17 protein-coding genes are annotated in these 17,801 nt (G+C 27.4%); 2 read left to right on the plus strand and 15 right to left on the minus strand.

Features of this window, described 5'->3' with window-relative positions; all coding sequences use genetic code 11:
- Nucleotides 1-15 precede the first annotated feature (15 nt).
- Genes ACH5BK_RS01785 through ACH5BK_RS01795 form a run of 3 tightly spaced genes read right to left on the minus strand, consistent with a single transcriptional unit; the run spans nucleotide 16 to nucleotide 3,397 of the window.
- Nucleotides 16-1,338, minus strand: coding sequence for a sodium ion-translocating decarboxylase subunit beta (locus ACH5BK_RS01785; RefSeq protein ID WP_404304088.1), 1,323 nt, complete (start codon nucleotides 1,336-1,338; stop codon nucleotides 16-18).
- A gap of 19 nt (nucleotides 1,339-1,357) precedes the next feature.
- The gene (locus ACH5BK_RS01790) at nucleotides 1,358-3,145 is read right to left on the minus strand and encodes a biotin/lipoyl-containing protein (protein WP_404304089.1); all 1,788 of its coding nucleotides are present in this window, start codon (nucleotides 3,143-3,145) and stop codon (nucleotides 1,358-1,360) included.
- 6 nt (nucleotides 3,146-3,151) lie between these two features.
- The gene (locus tag ACH5BK_RS01795; protein WP_404304090.1) at nucleotides 3,152-3,397 is read right to left on the minus strand and encodes an OadG family protein; all 246 of its coding nucleotides are present in this window, start codon (nucleotides 3,395-3,397) and stop codon (nucleotides 3,152-3,154) included.
- Between the two features lie 321 nt (nucleotides 3,398-3,718).
- Between ACH5BK_RS01795 and ACH5BK_RS01800 the strand changes: the two genes are divergently transcribed.
- Entirely contained in the window at nucleotides 3,719-4,375 is a 657-nt protein-coding gene (locus ACH5BK_RS01800; protein ID WP_404304091.1) for a helix-turn-helix transcriptional regulator, read from the plus strand.
- 7 nt (nucleotides 4,376-4,382) lie between these two features.
- Here ACH5BK_RS01800 and ACH5BK_RS01805 read toward each other — a convergent pair whose 3' ends face one another.
- The 6 genes from ACH5BK_RS01805 to ACH5BK_RS01830 are packed head-to-tail and all read right to left on the minus strand — an operon-like array spanning nucleotide 4,383 to nucleotide 9,315.
- Entirely contained in the window at nucleotides 4,383-5,369 is a 987-nt protein-coding gene (locus ACH5BK_RS01805; RefSeq protein WP_404304092.1) for a peptidoglycan synthetase, read from the minus strand.
- Entirely contained in the window at nucleotides 5,369-7,324 is a 1,956-nt protein-coding gene (gene metG / locus ACH5BK_RS01810) for a methionine--tRNA ligase (RefSeq protein ID WP_404304093.1), read from the minus strand. Before metG ends, ACH5BK_RS01805 begins: the two co-directional genes overlap by 1 nt.
- A 31-nt stretch (nucleotides 7,325-7,355) precedes the next feature.
- Entirely contained in the window at nucleotides 7,356-7,562 is a 207-nt protein-coding gene (locus tag ACH5BK_RS01815; RefSeq protein WP_404304094.1) for a hypothetical protein, read from the minus strand.
- Nucleotides 7,555-8,397 carry a class 1 fructose-bisphosphatase gene (locus ACH5BK_RS01820; RefSeq protein ID WP_404304095.1) on the minus strand — a complete coding sequence of 281 codons (843 nt, stop codon included), beginning with the start codon at nucleotides 8,395-8,397 and terminating at the stop codon, nucleotides 7,555-7,557. The genes ACH5BK_RS01815 and ACH5BK_RS01820 overlap by 8 nt, the downstream gene beginning before the upstream one ends.
- A gap of 2 nt (nucleotides 8,398-8,399) precedes the next feature.
- Complete coding sequence (gene mobB, locus ACH5BK_RS01825; RefSeq protein WP_404304096.1) at nucleotides 8,400-8,897, minus strand: molybdopterin-guanine dinucleotide biosynthesis protein B; 498 nt, start codon at nucleotides 8,895-8,897, stop codon at nucleotides 8,400-8,402.
- 46 nt (nucleotides 8,898-8,943) lie between these two features.
- Nucleotides 8,944-9,315: a sirohydrochlorin chelatase gene (locus ACH5BK_RS01830; RefSeq protein ID WP_404304097.1), complete on the minus strand. Its 372-nt coding sequence runs from the start codon at nucleotides 9,313-9,315 to the stop codon at nucleotides 8,944-8,946.
- 118 nt (nucleotides 9,316-9,433) lie between these two features.
- Between ACH5BK_RS01830 and ACH5BK_RS01835 the strand changes: the two genes are divergently transcribed.
- Nucleotides 9,434-9,898: a hypothetical protein gene (locus tag ACH5BK_RS01835; RefSeq protein WP_404304098.1), complete on the plus strand. Its 465-nt coding sequence runs from the start codon at nucleotides 9,434-9,436 to the stop codon at nucleotides 9,896-9,898.
- On the opposite strand, the gene ACH5BK_RS01840 is transcribed toward ACH5BK_RS01835, so the two are convergent.
- From ACH5BK_RS01840 to bamA, 6 genes are read right to left on the minus strand one after another with little or no spacing between them, the layout of a single operon-like run.
- The gene (locus tag ACH5BK_RS01840; protein WP_404304099.1) at nucleotides 9,870-11,528 is read right to left on the minus strand and encodes a lytic transglycosylase domain-containing protein; all 1,659 of its coding nucleotides are present in this window, start codon (nucleotides 11,526-11,528) and stop codon (nucleotides 9,870-9,872) included. The two genes, ACH5BK_RS01835 and ACH5BK_RS01840, sit on opposite strands and share 29 nt — an antisense overlap.
- Before the next feature lie 2 nt (nucleotides 11,529-11,530).
- Nucleotides 11,531-11,803, minus strand: coding sequence for a YggT family protein (locus ACH5BK_RS01845; protein WP_404304100.1), 273 nt, complete (start codon nucleotides 11,801-11,803; stop codon nucleotides 11,531-11,533).
- Nucleotides 11,800-13,068, minus strand: a complete 1,269-nt coding sequence (gltX, locus tag ACH5BK_RS01850; RefSeq protein ID WP_404304101.1) for a glutamate--tRNA ligase — start codon at nucleotides 13,066-13,068, stop codon at nucleotides 11,800-11,802. The genes ACH5BK_RS01845 and gltX overlap by 4 nt, the downstream gene beginning before the upstream one ends.
- 2 nt (nucleotides 13,069-13,070) lie before the next feature.
- Nucleotides 13,071-14,360 carry a M16 family metallopeptidase gene (locus tag ACH5BK_RS01855; protein WP_404304102.1) on the minus strand — a complete coding sequence of 430 codons (1,290 nt, stop codon included), beginning with the start codon at nucleotides 14,358-14,360 and terminating at the stop codon, nucleotides 13,071-13,073.
- A 5-nt stretch (nucleotides 14,361-14,365) separates the two neighbouring features.
- Nucleotides 14,366-15,454, minus strand: coding sequence for a dehypoxanthine futalosine cyclase (locus ACH5BK_RS01860; protein WP_404304103.1), 1,089 nt, complete (start codon nucleotides 15,452-15,454; stop codon nucleotides 14,366-14,368).
- A complete protein-coding gene (gene bamA / locus ACH5BK_RS01865; protein ID WP_404304104.1) occupies nucleotides 15,454-17,703 on the minus strand; it encodes an outer membrane protein assembly factor BamA in 2,250 nt (749 codons plus the stop codon). Before bamA ends, ACH5BK_RS01860 begins: the two co-directional genes overlap by 1 nt.
- Nucleotides 17,704-17,801: the final 98 nt, after the last annotated feature.

Below are 17,801 nucleotides of genomic sequence, written 5' to 3' on the forward strand. Positions count from 1 at the left end.
TATATAAAATTTGTTTTATTTAAAAATTGATAACAGAACACCAGCTGCAACTGCTGATCCGATTACTCCCGCAACATTTGGGCCCATTGCATGCATTAATAATACATTTGATGGATCGTACTGTTGACCCTCTTTACTAACAACTCTCGCTGCCATAGGAACAGCAGATACTCCAGCTGCACCAATAAGTGGATTTACTTGATTCTCTTTTGAACTTAACATATTCATAACTTTTGCCATGATAACTCCCATTGCAGTACCAGAAGCAAATGCAACTAATCCAATAGCCATAATACCCATAGTTTCTGCAACTAAGAATTGTTCAGCAGCAAGTTTAGAACCAACACCAAGACCTAAGAAGATTGTAACAATATTGATTAATGCATTTTGCATTGTATCAGATAATCTATCAACAACTCCTGATTCTTTAGCAAAATTACCAAAACATAAAGCACCAATTAATGGCGATGCATCAGGTAAAATTAATAATGTTAAAACTAAAACAATAAGAGGGAATACTATTTTTTCTAATTTAGAAACTTTTCTAGTAGAACCCATTTTAATTTTTCTTTCTTCCATTGATGTCAATGCTCTCATAATTGGAGGTTGAATTACAGGTACTAATGCCATATAAGAATAAGCAGCAACTGCAATTGCTCCAAGTAACTCAGGTGCTAAAGCAGAAGCAATAAAAATTGATGTTGGCCCATCAGCTCCACCAATAATAGAAATAGCTGCTGATTGTTGTAGTGTAAAGTCAATTCCTGGAAGATATTGAGATAGTACAACAGCACCAACTAATGAACCAAAAATACCAAATTGTGCTGCACCACCAAGTAATGCAGTTTTAGGATTTGCTAATAAAGGACCAAAGTCAGTCATTGCTCCAACACCCATAAAAATTAATAGGGGAAAGAATTCATTAGCAATACCCATATTGTAAATAATACCTAACATACCATCTTCACCAGCAATTTCAGCAATTGGAATATTTGCTAAAAGTCCACCAAATCCAATAGGTATTAATAGTAAAGGTTCAAAACCTTTTTTAATAGCTAAATAAAATAATACAAAACAAATAAGAATCATAATGATTCTACCAAAGCTTTGTGCAAATTTAGTTAATTCTTCTCCATGAGGTCCTTTTAAACCTTCAACAGGAGAAATAATTGCTTTTAAACCTGTTGTATCATAAAATGATTCAACAAGTTCTGTCATTGTTTTAGAATGATACTCTTTTTGCTCACCAGCACCTTCAACAGGTGCTGATGCAGCTAGTGAATTTATTGAAAAAACACTTAATATTGTAAACAGTAAGATAAATAGGTTTTTTTTCATATTAACTCCAAATATACAATTAGCCAATAATAGCTAATGTTTGTCCTTCATCTACTGATTCATTAGCACCCACTGTAATTTTACTTATAGTACCTGCAACTGGGGCATTAATATCAATTTCCATTTTCATCGCTTCTAAAATCATTATTTTTTGATCTTTTTCTACTTTTTCACCTTCATTTACTAAAATTTTCCATACATTACCATTAACAGTTGCAGGAACTTCAGTAGCTTCACCATTTACAATAGGTGTTGCTGATGAAGCAGAAGTATTATTTGTTGCTGGAGTTACTTGAATATCAGCATCTCCTTCAGCAATACTTACATTAAATTTTTGTCCATCTACTACTACAGTATAGTTTCCAGTTGCATTTGCCATTGTATTTTCCCCTTGTGTTGTATCATTTTTTCTTACATTTAATGGTGAATCACCTTTTAAGAAAGCAATTCCTTTTTCATCACATGCAGCAGCAATGAAAATGTTTTCTTCTGAAGTTTCTAAACCTTCCATTTCTAATCTTTGTTTCCATACAGAGATTTTTTTCTTTTCATCTCTATCTGCAATATCAAGTGGATTTTCAGTTGTAGGTTCCATTTTTAATTTTTCTGCTGCTAATGCAACAACTTCAGCATCAGGTTCAACAGGTGTTTTACCAAAGTATCCAAGAACCATTTTCCCATATCCAGGTGCAATTTGTTTCCATGGTCCAAACATTACATTTGCGTAAGCTTGTTGCCAATAAAATTGAGAAACAGGAGTTACAGATGTACCATATCCACCTTTTTCAACAACTTCTCTCATTGCTTTTATAACTTCTGGGAACTTATCTAAAGTACCATTATCTCTCATCATTTGAGTATTAGCAGTTAATGCTCCCCCTGGCATAGGTGAGAAAGGAATTAAAGGTGAAACTTGAGTTGCTTCAGGTGGCATAAAATATTCACCTAAACAATCATTTAAAGTTTCTTGATATTTTAAGATTTTCTCAATATCTAAACCACCTAAATCATAGTTTTTACCTTTAACAGCATGTAACATTGTTAAAATATCAGGTTGAGATGTACCACCTGAAACAGGAGATGCTGCTAAATCAATTCCATTAGCACCAGCTTCTAATGCTGCTAAATAACAAGCAACAGAAACACCTGCTGTTTCATGTGTATGCAATCTAATATGAGTATCTTCACCAACTAACTTTCTAGCCATTTGGATAGTTTCATACACTTTTTGAGGAGATGATGTCCCTGAAGCATCTTTAAAACAAATTGAGTCATGTGGAATACCACTATCTAAAATTTGTCTTAATGTTTTTTCATAAAAAGGAACATCATGAGCACCTTCACATCCTGGAGGTAAATCCATTAGTGTAACAACAACTTCATGATTTAAACCATATTTTTTAATACATTCTGCAGAGTACTCTAAATTTTGTACATCATTTAAAGCATCAAAGTTTCTAATAGTAGTTGTACCGTGTTTTGCAAACATTTTTGCGTGTAAGTCAATTAGTTCTCTTGAACCAGTATCTAACATTACTGTATTGATACCTCTTGCAAGAGTTTGTAGATTTGCATCTGGACCAACAATTTCTCTGAATTTGTCCATCATTTCAAATGCATTTTCTTGTAAGTAAAAGAATAAAGATTGGAATCTCGCTCCTCCACCAAACTCAAAATGAGTTATACCAGCATCTTTCGCAGCTTCTACAGCTGGAAAGAAATCTTCCATTAAAACTCTACCTCCAAAGACAGATTGAAATCCATCCCTAAAAGTAGTATCCATAACATCAATATACTTTTTAGCCATTTTATTTTAACCTTTTAGATTTTTGTGATGTTGAACTGCTGCTATGATAGCAGCTGTCTTTGCAGAATTGTTAGATGCAGATGAACCAACAGGTTTATTTGCAGTAGGCTTCTTTTCCTTTTGAGGAAAATACTTTGTGATTAAAGCAGCTTGTGCTTTTAAAACAAATATCATAATTATTAAAAATGAAAATACTACTCCCATTCCCAATAACATGAACTTCAGTGCTTCTGTGATTAAGTTTACTTCCATAATACTCTCCGTGGTTACCACCATGTAATTATCACTGTAATAATATATAAAAGTACCTTTATTAACATTTATACTTATCTTTTATTTGTATTAAATTTATAAATTTTAGTAATTTAAAGTACTTTTTCACCAAATTTATAAATCAATATGTCAAGTTTTTGAAAAAATTCAAGAAAATTATCTATACTTATAGTTATTTTTCTTTCCATTTAATATCCTTTTTCAATAAATATTTCAAATTCTATGATATTTTTTAAAAAACCTTGAAAAATATTTCATTTTGTAATATAATTATGTAATTAGTATGTATTAGGAGTAAAAATGTTAGATGTTAGTGAAATTATTGACAAACTTAAAGATATTATTAGTGCAGATGGTAAAAATGGAAAAGTTTTTGATAAAGATGTTGCAAACTCATTAGAACTAAGTCAAGCAAATTTTGCAACTATGAAAAATAGAGGCAAAATTCCTTATCAAAATATCTTAAATTTTTGTGCTTTAAAAAAAATATCTATTAATTGGTTGCTTTATAATCAAAATCCTGACTCATTAGTAGATTCTACAGATAAATACTGGATTAAATACTATCCTTCTGTTAATGTAAGTGCTGGAGGAGGAGCTTATGATGCAGATGATAATTATGAATCATTAGAGGTTCCTCCATATTTTATAGAAATGTTAGGAGGAGAAGATAATCTAAAAAATATTGATGCTATTAATGTAGTAGGGGATTCAATGGAACCAACACTCAATGATGAAAATATCATATTTGTTGACAAAACCAAAAATGATCCCTCAAGAGATGGAATTTTTGCGTTTACTACAAATCATGGACTTTTTGTAAAAAGAATACAAAAAAGAGTAGATGGAAATTTTGATATTATCTCAGATAATAAAGATTATCCTGCTCAAATACTTAGTACTGAAGATATTCAAGTTGTAGGAAAGGTAATAAGCTCATTTGGAATGGTTTATTAAAATAAAGTTAGAAAAGAGAAGCTTGCTTTTCTAACTTTTGTAAAGCTTGAGCAATTTCATCATAAGTAAAACCTATAACGTAAACAGCATTAAAACTATTTTTCTTTAATATTTCTTTCAACTCATCTGTAGTTTTCACTATAATTTGATTTTTTTCTAAATGTTGACTATATTTAGAAGTTATAAATAATGTTTTTGCATATTTGAACTTATTTTTTAAATAACTAATTTCACTTGCTACTAATTCTAAATTATTTTGAGTAATTATAAATTTATCACTTTTTCCAAATTCTATAATTTCTAAAGACTTATCTAAAAAAAGTGGTTTAAAATAATTAAAAGATTTTAATTTTAATAAATCAATATCTTTATTAAAGAAATCATAAACTCTTAAAAAATCTTCTATATATATTTTAGATAACTTTAATTTAGAAAAATATATATCTTTATACGTAAATGATACTTCAAATAAAGAGTGTTCTATTAAATTAGCATATTTTATTTTATAATCAAATGCTTCTATATTTGGATAGATTTTTTCTAAAAGCTCTTTATTTCTTGAAAAAATAACATCATTATCTTGAATATCATCAATGTTTTTAATAAAACTATCTAAATTATTAGAAATAAACTTAATATTTTTACTTGTAGTTTGAGAATAAATTTTCATTAAATCGTATGAAGCATTATTACAATGATATGCTTTAATGTTATAATTTGCTAATTTAAATCTAATTAACTGAATTATTGATAAATCAACATCTAAAACTTTTATCCATGCAATCTCTTTATCAATAATTGGATGAATATCTTGTGAAACAATTGCAAATGCTCCATTTTGTACAGCAAGTGGGATATCATTAATAGTTCTAGCTATAAATAAATCTCCTTCTTTTACTTTTGAAGGATCTGTTTTAAAAGAATAAATAAATGAAATTGAGGGAGAGTTTAAAAGTCTCCCATCAATGATATCTATTAAAGATGAAATTTGCACTAGCTTATTTTTGTTCCTGATTTTTTTGCAGTTTCTGGTCTGATTAAAGATAAACCATTTTCATCTTTAGCTGCCATTAACATACCCTCAGAAAGCATTCCCATTAATTTTGCAGGTTTTAAGTTTGCTACAACACAAGCTTGTGTTCCAACTAAATCACTTGCATTATAAAATTCTTTTATACCAGCTAGAATTTGTCTATTTTTCCCCTCTCCTAAATCAACTTGTAACTTTAATAATTTTTTTGATTTAGGCACTTCTTCGGCTTCTACAATTGTTCCTATTTTTAAAGTTGTTTCAAAAAACTTATCAATTGTAATCAAATTATCATCTTCTTCAATTACTTCTTTTTTAGACTCAGACTTTTTTTCTGCTTCATTTTTTGATACTTCAGAAGTTTTAGCTTGTTCTAATAAAATCTCTTCAATTCTTGGGAAAAGTTGAGAAACTTTAGTAATAGTAGTATCTTCTAATAGTTCTTTATTTTTAATTAACTTAATATAGTTTTCAGTTGTAATTTCAAGACCTAAAGACTCAGCTATTTTTGATATTTTTTCTGGCATTACTGAATCTAAAAGAATAGCAACTCTAGCCATAATATTAGTAATTAAAGCTACTAATGCCATTGCTTCATCTTCTTTGCCTTCTTTCATTTTAGCCCAAGGTTCATAATCTCCAATTGCTTTATTAGCAACTGTTAATACCTTCCAAATATCTTCTAAATATCTATTAATTTGCATATTATAAAGATATTCTTCAATATTATTTAAGATTGTTTCTACTTCTTCAAGTTCTTTTTTATGGAATTTTTCTACATCTTTTGAAGTAACTTTAAAATCAAAATATTTTCCAGACATACCAGAAATTCTATTTAATAAGTTTCCTAAGTCATTTCCTAAGTCTGAATTAATTCTATCCATTAAAGCTTTTTGAGAAAAGTCACCATCTTGACCAAAAGGAACTTCTCTTAACATAAAATATCTAAATGCATCTAAACCATAAGCGTCTGCAACTTCTTTAGGATTTACAACATTTCCTTTTGATTTTGACATTTTTTCACCATCTCTAGTCCACCAACCATGAGCAGCTATATGTTTTGGAAGAGGTAAGTCTAAAGACATTAAAAATGCAGGCCAATAAATAGCATGGAATCTTAAAATATCTTTTCCTACTAAATGAGTTGAAGCAGGCCAATGGTTCATATCTTTTTCATCAGTCCCATAACCTAACGCAGTAATATAGTTCATTAAGGCATCTAGCCATACATACATAACGTGTAAAGGTTCATCAAGAGAATCTGGAAGTTTAACACCCCAATCAAATGATGTTCTTGAAATAGATAAATCTCTTAAACCACCTTTTACAAAATTAACAATTTCATTTTTCTTTGATCTTGGTAAAATGCAGTCTTCATTTTCTTCATACCATTTGATAAGTTTATCTTCATAAGCAGATAATTTAAAAAAGAAACTCTCTTCTTTTACAATATTAGTTGGTTTACCACAATCAGGACAGAACTGTTCATCAATTAGTTGCTTTTCAGTAAAGAATGTCTCACATGACACACAATAAAAACCTTCATATTCACCTTTATAAATGTCACCTTTGTTATACATTGTTTCAAAAGCTTTTTGAACACCTTTTTTATGTTGTTCATCCGTTGTTCTAATGAACTTATCATAAGTAATATCAAAGTCATCCCATAAAGCTTTGAATTTACCTGAAACTTCATCAGCATACTCTTTTGGCGTTTTACCTCTTTGTTCTGCACTTTGAGCAATTTTTTGACCATGCTCATCTGTTCCTGTTAAAAAATAAGTATTTGCACCTGTTAATCTTGAATATCTAGCTAGCATATCCGCAATAATAGTAGTGTACGCATGACCTATATGAGCCACATCATTTACATAATAAATTGGTGTTGTTATATATACATTTTTACAAGATTCTTCCATTCTTTACCTCTTTTATAATTTATAATATTTTTTAAAATTCAAATCCACCGCCAGAGCCTTTATTCATTGACTCATAAACAGCAATTACATATTTTTTTCTAAGTTCACACTCAAAAAACTGCTCACAAGGAGTACATGATTTTAAACTTTTTGATTCTTGACAAGTTTTAAGTTCAGATATTTTTTTATCTAACTTTATTTGCCATTCATCAATAACAATTTCTTGTTTTTCATCCATTATTTTTATATACTTCTAATACTCTATTAATTTCATTTTTAGAACCAAAAAAACAAGGAGTTGTATCATGAATATGAGTTGTTTCAACTTCTAAAGCTCTTTTAAATCCATCAACAGCACCACCATTAGCTTTTTCATAAACATAAGCAAATGGAAATACTTCAAATAATTGTCTAAGTTTACCTTTTGGTCTATCTGTAGTTCCAGGATAAGAGAATAAACCTCCACCTTTTAATAAGATTTGATGTAAATCAGGAACCATACCACCTGAATATCTTAACCTATATCCATCTTGAAAAATATCGTCAATCATTTGTTTATGATAAGGTGCCCAACAGTTTTGAGTTGAACCAGGTGCATTTAATTTTCCTTTTTCATTTAAAACAATATTTTGAATAAATTCAAATTTACCTTTTAGTAATCTATACATTTTAACATCATCAGTTGCTACAACCATTTCAACTCTTGGACCAAATACAACATAAACAGAAGCAATTATACTTTTTGCATTAAATTCATTTTTATAAATCCCATATATAGAACCAACTGATAAATTAACATCAACTAATGAAGACCCATCTAAAGGATCATAGGCAATAAGATATTCACCATTTTCATTTAAATTAACAATCTCTTCTTGTTCTTCTGAAACAATAGCTTTGATTGATGAAACTTTTTTAAAAATATCTTCAATAATTTCATCACTAGCTATATCCAATTTTAATTGAGTATCACCTGTTGAGTTTTCTTGTTCACTTTTCCCTGTATCACCTGTTTCAATAAGATCTTTAATTTTTATACTAGCTTCTTCAATTGCTTTTATTATATCTTGCATTATTATACTCTTTTTGCGTTTTTGTCTATCCAAGAGATTATCTCTTCTGGATTATTTAAATCTAATGTAAAAATATTAGTAGGAATTTTATCTTTATCGATAGTTTCATCACAAGCTATTGCATCTGTATAAGGATAATAAGTTTCATCAAGATTATTTCTAAAAATAGAAATTCTTGGTAATTCTAAAGTTTTTAAACCCTCAACAAGTAAATAATCAAAATCATCAAACAAAGTAATCATTTCATCAATTGTTGATGTTTCTTTTTTAAAAAGTGTTGTTTTATTAGGGCTTACAACTGCTACATTTGCACCTGTTTGACTAAACTTATATGAGTCTTTTCCAACTGTATCAAATGTAGCTTTATCCTTAGGATCATGCTTTATAATACAAACTTTAAAACCTTTATTTTGTAAAGCTTCTGATAACTTAACAATAACTGTTGTTTTTCCACTATTTGATGGGCCAGATAAAGCCACTACTAATCTTTTATTATTCATAGTGTGGATTTTATCCAAATTGTAGTTAAAGTATATTTAGATTAAATCATTTTTCATTTAAGGCATAATTATTAACAATAAGCTGAGCTAAACCATTAATTTTTCCTAAGTGAGGTAAAACTTCAATTTCAGCATTTTTATAAATACTTTTTATTTTTTCTATTTCATTAGGAATATCAACTTTTACATGTTTTCCTTTTGCTAAAAAATAAGGTAATATTTTTATTTTTCCATTAGGTTTTTTCGTTAAACACTCTTCTAAAGAATCAAAAATATTAGGTTGTGCAAGTTCTAAATAAGCATATCTTACTTCAAAATCTCTATTACTTAAATCTTTGATACTATTAGCAAAATCAATTATTTCATCATTTGATTCTTTTAATCTACTACCATGAGCTATTATTAATAGTGTATTCATATATTTCCTTTTTGGAATAATACAATATTTTCATAAAGTTTTATATATATAAAATGTAAGTTAATTTCTATTTTAGATATTTAAAGTAAAATTAGCTTCATATAAATTTGGAGTAATTATGTATAAAACTATACTATTAAGCCTGCTTTCTACAATTTTTGTAGGATGTTCATCTACAAATGCTTTAAAATATTTTAAAGCAAATGAACAAAAAGCAAGAGCAATTCAACACACAAAAAAAGCAGATATATTAGAAAATAATGAACAAAAAGTTTTATTTTGGGCAACATATTTAAATAATATAAAAGAGTTAGACAAAGAAACTTTTTTAATTAGTACATATTTTATTAATAAGAAAAATCAAAACTTAAATGATTATGACTATAAAATAAGTTTAAATGAGAAAAATAAACCTCTAAGTATTAAAGAAGTAAAAGAAGATGGAAAGTACAGTTCAATTTTAAAAAATAGAGCATGGGGAAAACATTATTTAGTTAAATTTGAAACTTTAAAAAAAGAAACAAATTTAACTTTAGAATTAAAAGGCAAAAATTCTAAGGTACAGTTAAAGTTTGAAAAATAGAAGATAAACTCTTCTTATTTTTCTTATTTAAATAATTATTATATATATAATAGTTTGCAAGAACTTTTTTACCATACTTTCTAGTTTCATTATAAGAAATCAATTCCATACTTAAAAATGGTTCAAACTTTTTATTTAAATTTTTAAATAAACCTCTTTTTAATTGTCCCCTTGTATAACCAGGTCCACCATTATAAGCATAAGCTATAAAAAGTGGATTATAATTAAATTGTTTTTTTAGAGTATTTAAATGTTTATTGGCAAACTTTATATTTACAGAAGGAATAAATTGTTCATATATATTATATGAAACATTTAATTGTTTAGCTAAAGCTTTTGATAAAAAAGGCATTATTTGCATTATTCCTTGAGCTGTAGCAAAAGATATAGAAGAGGGAATAAATCTACTTTCTTGTCTACCAATAGCATATATAAGTACTTGATTTTCTAAACTATATTTTTTAACTTCTTCTTCATAAGGAGTTATAAAATATTGAATTTTATATTTATTATATTTTTCAAGTAAATAAGCTAAGTGTGCTTGTGTTTGTTTTGTTGTAAAAATTTCATTTTGATATTTTAAAAGTTTTTCTTCATCTAAACCTTCTTTAATATCATCAAGTACTTTTATCCATTCAAACTGATTATATATATCAAAAGATGTTTCTTTTTCTTTTGTTTTTAACTCATAAAATATATTATCAATCTTTTTGTTTAAGATTTCTTTTGCATATAAAGAGTATATATTTATATCCCAACTATTACTTAATTCTTCTAACAAACTTTCTTTTTTTGTAATTAAATATTGCCAAAAAAGTACTTTATCTTTATCCATTTTGAAATATGCTTTTTTAGAAGCATACTCTAAATATTTTAAGGCTACTTCTTCTTTTTTATGTCTAATTGCATTCATAGAAAGAAAGAAAACTGTTTGATGTGTTAAATTCTGATTATCTAGGACATCAAATAAAGACCTTTGAATAAAATTATATTTAGGATTTGGAACAACATATCTAATAAATTTATTAAAATCTTTCTCTAAAGAAAGTTTAGCAATAAAATCTTTTGGCATTGGATGATTTAATTCTTTAACTCTATATTCTTCTCCAACATCAAAAAAGATTCTATAAAATCTATGAGGATAAGTTTTAATTATTTTTAAAAAAGGTTGATTAGATGCAATAATCTCTAAGTCATTCATCAAAGTAGGGTACTTAGAAACTCGTTTTACTGCTTCTTTTACATAAGATATAGGTAGTTTAGTAGCTTCTTTTAATGTAAGCCCTAAAGCTAAACATCTATCATCTTCTAAAAAAAGTTCTTTACTTGTGGCTCTATAACATTTTAAATCTTCTATAGGTATTTCATCATTATATTTTTTATATGCTTTATTTACTCTATTAGATTTTCTTTTTGCTAAATCATAAGCTTTTTTCGCTTGTTCTTTTGTAATATCATTTTGTTTCAGATACTGAATAATAAAAAAATCTCTTGCATAAGATTTAGGTTTTTCTTCTAACCAAGAAAGAGTAGGTTCAAAATCTTTTTTTAAAAAAGATGTTTCATTAGCAGATAAAGTTGAAGTTGTAAAAGTAATAAAACAAATAAGTGAAGTTGCTAGCCTTTTCATAATTAAAAGGCTAGACTTTTTAGAAATGTCTCTAAAAATATTAGAGCAAAAATTAAAATAATTGGAGCTAAATCCATTCCTCCAAAAACTGTAGGGATATATCTTCTTACAAAAGCATAAGCAGGTTCTGTAAGTCTATATAACATTTGAACTATAGGATTGTAAGGATCTGGTTTTACCCATGATAAAATAGCTGAAATAATAATCACCCATTTGTATAAGAAAATTATGCCTAAAACAACTGTAAATATTGAAGCTAAAAGTGCATCTATCATTTTGCAATTTCTCCTAAATAATTTTTAATTAAAGGATATACTAAAGAAAGTTTATCATAATCCTTTTTACCAACAAAGATATAACTTAATGGCTTTTGTAAAAAGTCACCATTAAAACCTGTTTTTTCAGAAATATAAGTAACTAAGTCTTCATACTCTTCAAAGAAAGGAGCATCTTGAATACAAAGTTTAATTTCTATAAATTGTTTTTCATATCCTTCACAAGTTGACTTTTGAGTAAAAATAAAATCTATCTTTTCTTTTATCTCTTTAATTGTAAATGAATCTTCTAAAAAAATCTTTCCCAATTTACCTAAATCAATATCTGCATAACCTAAAATCTTAGATAGCCTCATATCATCTAAAGTCTCTAAATGTTTTTTATTAATCTGTTTTAATTTATCAATATCAAAAGTAACTTTTTCTTTTGATATTTTTGTAATATCAAACCAATCTACTGCTTCTTCTAAAGTAAATATTTCTTTAGGTGTTTTATTTCCTAAAAGAACTAAATAATTAGCAATAGCACTTGGCAAGAAACCTTCTTCAATTAAAAACTTTACAGATATATGACCTTCATTTATTAAAGGTAAATGAACATAATCAATTTTTTTATCATAACCTAAAGACTTTCTCGCATAGATTTGATTAGGTGTAGACTCTAAATGCTTTTCTTCTCTAATTACTATTGAAATATCCATAATCATATCATCAACTGCACAAGCATAATCATAAGTTGGTGTTTTATCATGATTTAAAATAATAAAGGAATTCATATCACTTGGTTTATATTTAAAATCCCCTTGCAGTAAATCAGTAAATCTTATACTTGAATCTGACTCTTTAATTCTTACAGTAAAAGGAGCATTTGTATTTAAAACTGTTTCATCTGATAAAGTTTCACAAAAACCATCATATTTAAAATTTTTTCCAGCTTTTTTAGCTTCTTCTTTTAACTCATTAAGTTTTACATCTCCACAAAAACAAGCAAAAGCTTTCTTTTGTGCCATAAGTTGCATTGCCATTTTTTGATGATATTTTAAAGAATCACTTTGATGTGCTGCTCTTGAATAATCAATAGAAAAAAGACTTAATATTTCTAAAATTTCTTTATCTTTACCTTCAACGATTTTGTCTTTTTCAATATCTTCAATTCTTATAATTAAATCTTCATTCTTTTGCTTTGAGACAATATGGTTAAAAATTGCTACTCTTAAACTAGCAATATTTATACTTCCATTTGGACTTGGTGCAAATCTTAACAAATCTATTTCCTTACTATTGCAAATGTTAATTTATTTATTTCATCATGAGATGCAATATATTTATTTAAATCTTCAAGTTTTAAATTTTGAATTTTTTCTAACTCTTTTTTAGAATAATCTTGAGGTAAACCTCTATAATAAAGAGTAAATGCTCTATTTAATCTTTGTGCTAAGGTTTCACTTCTTAAAGGTTCACTTCCTGTTAAAAAGTTTTTAGCTGCTTCTAATTCTTCAGCTGTAACACCTTTTTTTACAAAATCTTTTACTATTGAAGATACTAACTCTTTTGCTTCATTGGCACTTTCATTTTTAGTTTGTAAATAACCTGTAAAATAAGAATGGGATTTATTAACTGAAATATATCCATAAGCACTATAAGCTAAACCTCTTTTAACTCTTATTTCTTCCATTAATCTTGAACCAAAACCTGAACCACCTAAAATAAATGAAGCAACTTTTGCCATATAAGAGTCTTTATCTTTTGTTTCTACATTACAAGAACTACCAAAATAAATATAAGCTTGTTGAGTATCTTTTAATATAACTTCTTCTTTTTGTTTTGATTTAAATTCAATTTTTTCAAGTGATGGTTTATCACCTTTTTTAAGAGTTTTTAAAAGTGGCTTAATTAATTTTTTAAGCTCTTCATAATCTAAATCCCCACCAGCTACAACAATCAATTTGTTTAAAACTAATGTTTCATCTAAAAACTCTTTTATATCATTTAGCTTTATTTTAGAAATAGACTCAATAGTCCCAGAACTTGGGTTTTGTAACGGTGTATTTTCAAATAAAGTAGCTTTTAAAAGATTTCTAGCTGTATAATCAAAATCATTTTCTTTTCTTTTTAGTGCTCCAATTTGTATAGTCTTTAACTTATCTAAAACATTATCACTATAGTTTGGAGAACCTAAAAGCTGAGTTAATAAATTAATTGCTTTATTACTTACATCTTTTATATTAGATAGTTCCACTACAAATGTTTCAAATCCATTTGAAGTTGATAATGAAATAGCATTTTCTTCTAATTTCTGTGCAAATTTTGTAGAACCTAATTCTTTAGTTCCTTCATTTAAAAGTTTAGAAGAAAGACTTACTAATCCACTTTTTTCTTTATCTTGAATATATCCTGAGTCCTGAAAAACAAGTTGTAAGTTTAGTGTTGGCAAACTTTTTTGTTCTTCAAAAATTACAGGTACTTTAATATCATCTATTTTTATATGCTTTATTACAGCACTCATTAAACTTCCTTGTATAATCATTGTTGCTAATAAAAGTTTTGAAAATCTCATTAGACTTAATACCTTTCAAGTATCTCATAAGCAGTATTTCTTTTTGCAGGTTTTTCTTCAACATCTCTAATTAATCTAATCATTTCATCTTGATTCATTCTATTTGCTGCACCTGCTGCTTTTACTACATTTTCTTCCATCATTGTACTACCTAAATCATTAGCTCCAAATTTTAAAGCCATTTGACCAATATATGAACCTTGAGTTACCCAAGAACTTTGCATATTTTTAAAATTATCTAAATATAATCTTGAAACAGCAAGTAGTCTTAAATATCTATTTGATGATTGAGGTTTTATATTTGGTTGTTCTTTTGCTAATTTTGTATTTTGACCTTGGAAAGACCACATAATAAAAGCTCTAAAACCACCTGTTTCATCTTGTAGTTTTCTTAACATTTCCCAATGTTCAATAATTTCTTCATCAGTTTCAACTGTTCCAAACATCATAGTAGCAGTTGTTTTCATACCAATAGAGTGAGCAAGTCTATGGATTTCTAACCATTCTTCTGAATCCATTTTATTTGGTGCTATTATATCTCTTACTCTATCAGATAAAATTTCAGCTCCAGCTCCTGGGATAGAGCTTAATCCCTTAGCTTGTAATCTTTTTAAAACTTCAAGTTTAGAGATTTTTGAAACTCTTGCTATAAAATGAATTTCAATAGCTGAAAAACCATGAATAGTAATTTGAGGATATTTTGTATGAATATGCTCAACTAACTCTTCATAATAATCAATTTTTAATTTTGGATGAACACCACCTTGGAAAAGAATTTGTGTTCCCCCAATTTCAAGTAATTCATCAATCTTTTTATCAATCTCATCAAACTTTAAAACATAAGAATCTTCATCTCTTCCATGCCTATAAAATGCACAGAATTTACAATCAACCCAACAAACATTTGTATAATTGATATTTCTATCAACTATAAAAGTTGTTACTTTATTTGGATGTAATTGAGCTTTTTTTAAAGAAGCCAATTCTCCTAATTCTAATAAAGAAGCATTTTGGATTAAATCCAAAGCTTCTTCATTTGATATTCTTCTATTTATAATATCTGTATCAATTTTATTTTCAAATTTTTTTACCATTAGAAACTCGCTCCTAGAGAGAATTCAAATGATGAAGTTTCATCACCAGCTTCATCATCTAAAGGTTGTGCGAAAATTAACTGTAAAGGACCAACTGGTGAAATCCACTCAAGTAGGGCACCTGTACTTGATCTTTTAACATCAGAAAAGTCATCAACACCTGTCATACCATAATCATAGAATACTCCCCATCTCATTTTAGCACTTTTTGATAGAGGGAAATTTAATTCTAAAGAGTTTGTCCATAATCTTTTATATGGGGGTTCTTTTATACCTTCTTCATTACTTGGCCCAAATGCATAAGACTTGTATCCTCTAAGTGATCTAGGTCCTCCCATATATAAAGAGTCTCCTGGATTTAACTGTCCTAAATCTCCTAAAACTTTCATTTGTGTTTTAAATCTAAAAATCCAATCAAGTTCAGTTAAATCTTCAATTGATTGAAAGTATTTAAAAGAAGTTGTTGATTTTAAATATTGTGAATCTCCACCAACTCCTGCAAACTCTAAAGATGAAGACATTTTATAACCTTCTCTTGGCACATAAAAATCATCTGTGTTATCAAAATTTAAATATGGAGTAATTGAACTTGTAATATATTCAGCGTCTTGATAGTATTTTGAGTTATTGTTTTTAGAAGCATCTTTATATTGATAATCTTCTTCAATTGAGTCAAGTCTATATCTTAATCCTACATACATATCTCTTATTATTTCTTTTCCAACAGAAACAGAGAACCCTAGTGAGTTTTTATCTAAGTCATAAGTATCTCTTGTAATTTCATCTTCACTATTATGAATTTCAAACTCACCATTATATTCACTATCATTAATAGCTGGATTTTTTACATTAAATGAAAATTTACTTCTTGTAGCAGATAAATCAGCATTAACACCTACACCAATACCTGAACCAAAAATACTTGAATCACTAACAGATGCATTAATCATTAATTTATCATAAGAACCATATCCTCCACCAAGAATTAATGAACCAGTAGAAGTTTCAACTACTTTTACAAGTAAATCAATCTTATTTTCAGAAACTCGCTTTTCTTCAATTTTAACATCATCGAAACTTCTAGTTCTTCTAAGTTTAGAAATTGAGTCTTTTAAATCAGTAGCACTATATAAATCTCCAGGAGCTAAATATACATTTCTTCTAATAACTCTATCAAGTGTTCTTGTATTACCAGAAATTTTAACATCATTAATATAAACTTTTTCTCCTGGAATTACATTAAATACAACATCAACTGTTGAATCTTCTGTATTTTTCTTAATATCAAATTTTACTTGAGCAAAGCCATAACCTTGATTTGCTACTTGAGTCCGTATATATTCTTGGTCAGCTCTTAATCTTTTAATATTAAATGTATTACCAATAATCAAATCTAAATTTTCTAAAAGATATTTTGGATCTACAATTGTAGAATCTACATAAATTTTTATATCATTTGTTGTATATTTTTGACCTTCGCTAATAAAAAAATCTAAATTTGCTTGATTTGAAGCAAAATCAATATTTAAATAAGGTTTTTTAACTTGTGCATCTAAATATCCATTTTCAAAATATAATTCATTTATTCTTCTTGAATCATATTTTAATTCATCTACTTTTACCTCACCACTATTTTGACCAAACCACCAAGAAGCAAACTCTTTCTCATTATTGGCAGTAACTTCTTCAAAATCATCACCATCAAGTTTATCAGCACCATAATAATTTGCTTTTTTGATAATAATTTCATCACCTTTGTTTACATTATATGTAACCTTTAGTGAATTTTCATTTAGTTTTTCTGTTTCTATTTCTACTACAGAGTTAATATATCCTTCACTCTCTAAAAGATCAAGAATAACTTTTTTCCCATCTTCAACTCTTTGAGGTGTATACATAACACCTTTTTTAACCTTCATGAAATCTTTCATTGTTTCGATTTCTTCTTCTCTAGTTTTATAACCTTTAATTTCAACTTTCGCAATGGAAGGCTTTTCTTTGAAAACTAATTCAATATTACCATTATTGTTTAAAACAATGATATCATCGAAATAGCCAAAGTCATAAAACTTTTTAATTGCATTATTTAACTTTTCATTATCAAGTTTGTCACCAGTTTTAAAACCTAAAGTTTCATTTACGATTTTAGGCGATATTTTATTCAAATTTTTATATTCAATAGATTTTATCGTGTTTGCACAAAGTGCTGTTGCACACGCTAAAGAAAATAGTACTGCTTTATTTTTCACGACTTTCCTTAATTTCTTAATAAGGCAATAATATAGCTAAATATAGATTATATAAATATTAAGATATAATCTCGAAATTATTATAAAAAAAGGTACGA

It is taken from the genome of Arcobacter sp. YIC-80 (genome assembly GCF_044841725.1).
Classification (GTDB): domain Bacteria; phylum Campylobacterota; class Campylobacteria; order Campylobacterales; family Arcobacteraceae; genus Arcobacter_B.

What these genes read in the sequence shown, in the direction of transcription:
- ACH5BK_RS01785 (WP_404304088.1), bottom strand. Translation starts at nt 1,338, where the DNA reads ATGAAAAAAAACCTATTTATCTTACTGTTTACAATATTAAGTGTTTTT.
- ACH5BK_RS01790 (WP_404304089.1), bottom strand. Translation starts at nt 3,145, where the DNA reads ATGGCTAAAAAGTATATTGATGTTATGGATACTACTTTTAGGGATGGA.
- ACH5BK_RS01795 (WP_404304090.1), bottom strand. Translation starts at nt 3,397, where the DNA reads ATGGAAGTAAACTTAATCACAGAAGCACTGAAGTTCATGTTATTGGGA.
- ACH5BK_RS01800 (WP_404304091.1), top strand. Translation starts at nt 3,719, where the DNA reads ATGTTAGATGTTAGTGAAATTATTGACAAACTTAAAGATATTATTAGT.
- metG (WP_404304093.1), bottom strand. Translation starts at nt 7,324, where the DNA reads ATGGAAGAATCTTGTAAAAATGTATATATAACAACACCAATTTATTAT.
- ACH5BK_RS01815 (WP_404304094.1), bottom strand. Translation starts at nt 7,562, where the DNA reads ATGGATGAAAAACAAGAAATTGTTATTGATGAATGGCAAATAAAGTTA.
- ACH5BK_RS01820 (WP_404304095.1), bottom strand. Translation starts at nt 8,397, where the DNA reads ATGCAAGATATAATAAAAGCAATTGAAGAAGCTAGTATAAAAATTAAA.
- mobB (WP_404304096.1), bottom strand. Translation starts at nt 8,897, where the DNA reads ATGAATAATAAAAGATTAGTAGTGGCTTTATCTGGCCCATCAAATAGT.
- ACH5BK_RS01830 (WP_404304097.1), bottom strand. Translation starts at nt 9,315, where the DNA reads ATGAATACACTATTAATAATAGCTCATGGTAGTAGATTAAAAGAATCA.
- ACH5BK_RS01835 (WP_404304098.1), top strand. Translation starts at nt 9,434, where the DNA reads ATGTATAAAACTATACTATTAAGCCTGCTTTCTACAATTTTTGTAGGA.
- ACH5BK_RS01840 (WP_404304099.1), bottom strand. Translation starts at nt 11,528, where the DNA reads ATGAAAAGGCTAGCAACTTCACTTATTTGTTTTATTACTTTTACAACT.
- ACH5BK_RS01845 (WP_404304100.1), bottom strand. Translation starts at nt 11,803, where the DNA reads ATGATAGATGCACTTTTAGCTTCAATATTTACAGTTGTTTTAGGCATA.
- ACH5BK_RS01855 (WP_404304102.1), bottom strand. Translation starts at nt 14,360, where the DNA reads ATGAGATTTTCAAAACTTTTATTAGCAACAATGATTATACAAGGAAGT.
- ACH5BK_RS01860 (WP_404304103.1), bottom strand. Translation starts at nt 15,454, where the DNA reads ATGGTAAAAAAATTTGAAAATAAAATTGATACAGATATTATAAATAGA.